We start from the raw sequence: 3,035 nt of genomic DNA on the forward strand, positions 1-3,035 counted from the left end.
CGCTGGCCGACGGCGCGGGCGTTCGCGGCGGAGCTGGAGCGGCTGGCCGCCGAGACCCCGGTGGGCAAGCCGCACGGCCGACACCGGGGAGTCGCGCTGATGGCGGGGCTGTTCGTGGTCGTGGCCGTCGGGGCGGGCGTCGCGGTGCTGAACCTGCCGTCGTCGTCCGGGAGTTCGGTACTGACGGTCAAGGACAGCACCGGACGGATCGTGGTCCAGGTGCCCGGCTCCTGGGGCCGTCAGCTGCGCGACTCGGGCTGGGATCCGCACTCGATCGGGCTGAGTGCCGGGCAGGAACCGGGGCTGGCCGTCGCCGACGACCTGGCGAAGTGGCCGGACCTCTCGGCGGACGTGAACGGCGTGTTCATCGGCCTGAGCGAGCACGGCAGCGTCTCCACCGAGGTGGACGGCATCGCCCACTCCGGCTGCCACTACGACGGCAGCCGCGCCTACTCCAGCGCCACCTGGCGCGGCACGATCCGCACCTGGAGCGACTGCTCGGGCGGCACCGGCACCCTCTCGGAGACCGCGCTGCGCATGGTCGGCGGCGCCGCGCAGCCCCAGGTGTACGTCCAGATACGGCAGCACAGCGGTGACGCGACCTCGCGCATACTCCGCTCGCTCCGGGTCACCTGATCACTGCCGTAAAAAGAATCGTCGATCCCGCGAACCTTTCGGTGCGCACGCGCATCGGACCCCTGTGACAGCGCGCGAGGCGCTGTGGGGTGAACCACCAGGAGTGTTGAAGATGGCGAACACGTCCCAGTCCCTGCGCCGGGCGGCCCTGCTCGTGAGCGCGGTCGCCGTGCTGGGCCTGACGACAGCCTGCAACAACGGCAGCGGCACGGCGAGCAGCCCGCAGACCCAGTCGGGTACGGCCGCGCCCGCCGGCGGCGACGCCTCGGCCGACGGGTCCGGCACACCGGTCACCTCGTCGAGCGGCAGCGACACGGCCACCGGCTCGGACTCGACCTCGTCGGGTTCCTCCACCTCCGCCTCCTCAAGCTCCGGCGTCACGAGCAGCAGCCGGTGCCACACCTCCGAGCTGCGGGCGAAGGTGGGCGGCAACGATCCGGGCGCCGGGCAGGAGAACTTCCCGATCGTCCTCACCAACGCGTCCGGCCGTACCTGCACGGTGCGCGGCTTTCCCGGCGCCGCGTTCCTGAACGCGTCCGGCACGCAGTTGGGCGACGACCCGCAGCGCGAGTCCGGCAGCACCGCCACCACGGTCACGCTGAAGCCGGGGCAGAGCGCCTGGGCGGGCCTGACCTTCTCCAACCCGGAGATCAGCGGCGCGAAGACGGCGACCCCGAGCTTGCTCGCGGTGACTCCGCCCGACGAGGAGGACTCGCTGCACGTGAAGTGGACGAACGGCGCGGTGCCGGTGTCGGGCAACTCGTCCTCGGTGCGGCTGACGGTGTTCAGCGCGGGCACGGGCGCCTGACCACCGGCTTCGGGCGGCGGCCTGGTTACATGGGGCGGGCACCGCTGCCCGCGTCCCGGAGGACCGTCCCCTGAACACCCCGCTCGCCGAAACCCTGTCCGTCGTCCTGCTCGTCGCCGTCCTCGTGTGGGCCGTCGTCCGTCCCTTCGGCCGGCCGGAGGCGGTGATGGCGGTCCCGGCCGCCGGGATCGCCGTGGCCACCGGGGCGATCTCGCTCGACCACGCGCGGGCGGAGGCCGAACAGCTCGGACCGGTGGTCGGGTTCCTGGCCGCGGTGCTGGTGCTGGCCCACTTCTGCGATGTGGAGGGGCTGTTCAGGGCCTGCGGCGCGTGGATGGCCGAGTGGGCGAAGGGCAGCCCCGGCCGACTGCTGACGGCGGTGTTCGCGCTGGCCTCGGCGATCACGGCCGTACTCAGCCTGGACGCCACCATCGTGCTGCTGACGCCGGTCGTGTTCGCGACGGCGTCCCGGATGGGCGTGCGTCCCAAGCCGCACGTCTACGCCTGTACACATCTGTCGAACACGGCCTCGCTGCTGCTGCCGGTCTCCAACCTGACGAACCTCCTCGCGTTCGCGGCGAGCGGCCTGAGCTTCACCCGCTTCGCCGGGCTGATGGCGCTGCCCTGGCTGGTCGCGATCGGCGCCGAGTACCTGGTGTTCCGGAAGTTCTTCGCCCGCGACCTGGCGGCAGCCGCGCCCTCGCCGGCCTCCGGCGACACGCCCGGACTGCCGGTGTTCGCGCTGGCAACCGTCGCCTGCACGCTCGCCGGGTTCGTGCTCACCTCGGCGATCGGCATCGACCCGGCATGGGCCGCGCTCGCGGGTGCGCTCGTCATGGCCGGCCGGGGGCTCCTACGACGGCAGGCGACACCGTTGACGGTCGTGCGGGCCGCCGCGCCCTCCTTCCTGGCGTTCGTGCTGGCGCTCGGGATCGTGGTGCGGGCGGTGGTGGACAACGGGCTCTCGGACGCGCTCGGGCACGTGCTGCCCGGAGGGACCGGCATCGCGGCCCTGCTCGGGATCGCCGCGCTGGCCGCCGTACTGGCGAATCTCATCAACAACCTGCCGGCCGTGCTGGTTCTGCTGCCGTTGACCGCGCAGTCCGGGCCGGGGGCGGTGCTCGCCGTGCTGCTCGGGGTGAACATCGGGCCGAACCTGACCTACGCCGGGTCGCTCGCGACGCTGCTGTGGCGGCGGATCGTGCATCAGCACGAACACGGCGTGGATCTCAGGGAGTTCACGAAGCTGGGGCTGCTCGCCGTGCCGTCCGCGCTCGTCCCCGCGACGGTGGCACTGTGGGTGTCGCTCCAGGTTCTCTGACATCGAGGGAGACCGAATGCGTGTGATCGCCTGGCTGGTCGAGGGCACCTGGCCCGCCTGTGTGGACGCCGTACGGACGCATGCGCCGGAGGATTCCGAGGTGGTGCTGCTGCATGTCAGCGGGCCGGACGTGCCCGGTCTCGCGCACGGGGCGTTCGCCGGGCTGCTCGGGCGGGGTGGTCCGGGGCGTGATCCCGGGACCCGGCTGGAGGATCTGGGCAGCACCTCGTCGGCGGAGCTGCTGGACGCGGCGGCCGAGCGGCTGGGGCG

General features: G+C 72.6%; 2 protein-coding genes and 2 pseudogenes. All 4 read left to right on the top strand.

Translation table 11 applies throughout. The features are described 5' to 3' along the window. Positions 1-636: pseudogene (locus R6V09_RS49865) on the top strand (serine/threonine protein kinase); the annotation flags it as partial. 112 nt (positions 637-748) lie between these two features. Beyond that, entirely contained in the window at positions 749-1,444 is a 696-nt protein-coding gene (locus tag R6V09_RS49870; protein WP_317888047.1) for a DUF4232 domain-containing protein, read from the top strand. A gap of 70 nt (positions 1,445-1,514) precedes the next feature. Then, positions 1,515-2,765 (top strand): arsenic transporter, encoded by a 1,251-nt coding sequence (locus R6V09_RS49875; protein ID WP_317888048.1) that lies wholly within the window; start codon positions 1,515-1,517, stop codon positions 2,763-2,765. Between the two features lie 16 nt (positions 2,766-2,781). Beyond that, positions 2,782-3,035: pseudogene (locus R6V09_RS49880) on the top strand (universal stress protein); the annotation flags it as partial.

The sequence above is a fragment of the Streptomyces sp. W16 genome (assembly GCF_033194735.1).
GTDB lineage: Bacteria > Actinomycetota > Actinomycetes > Streptomycetales > Streptomycetaceae > Streptomyces.

What these genes read in the sequence shown, in the direction of transcription:
- R6V09_RS49870 (WP_317888047.1), top strand. Translation starts at nt 749, where the DNA reads ATGGCGAACACGTCCCAGTCCCTGCGCCGGGCGGCCCTGCTCGTGAGC.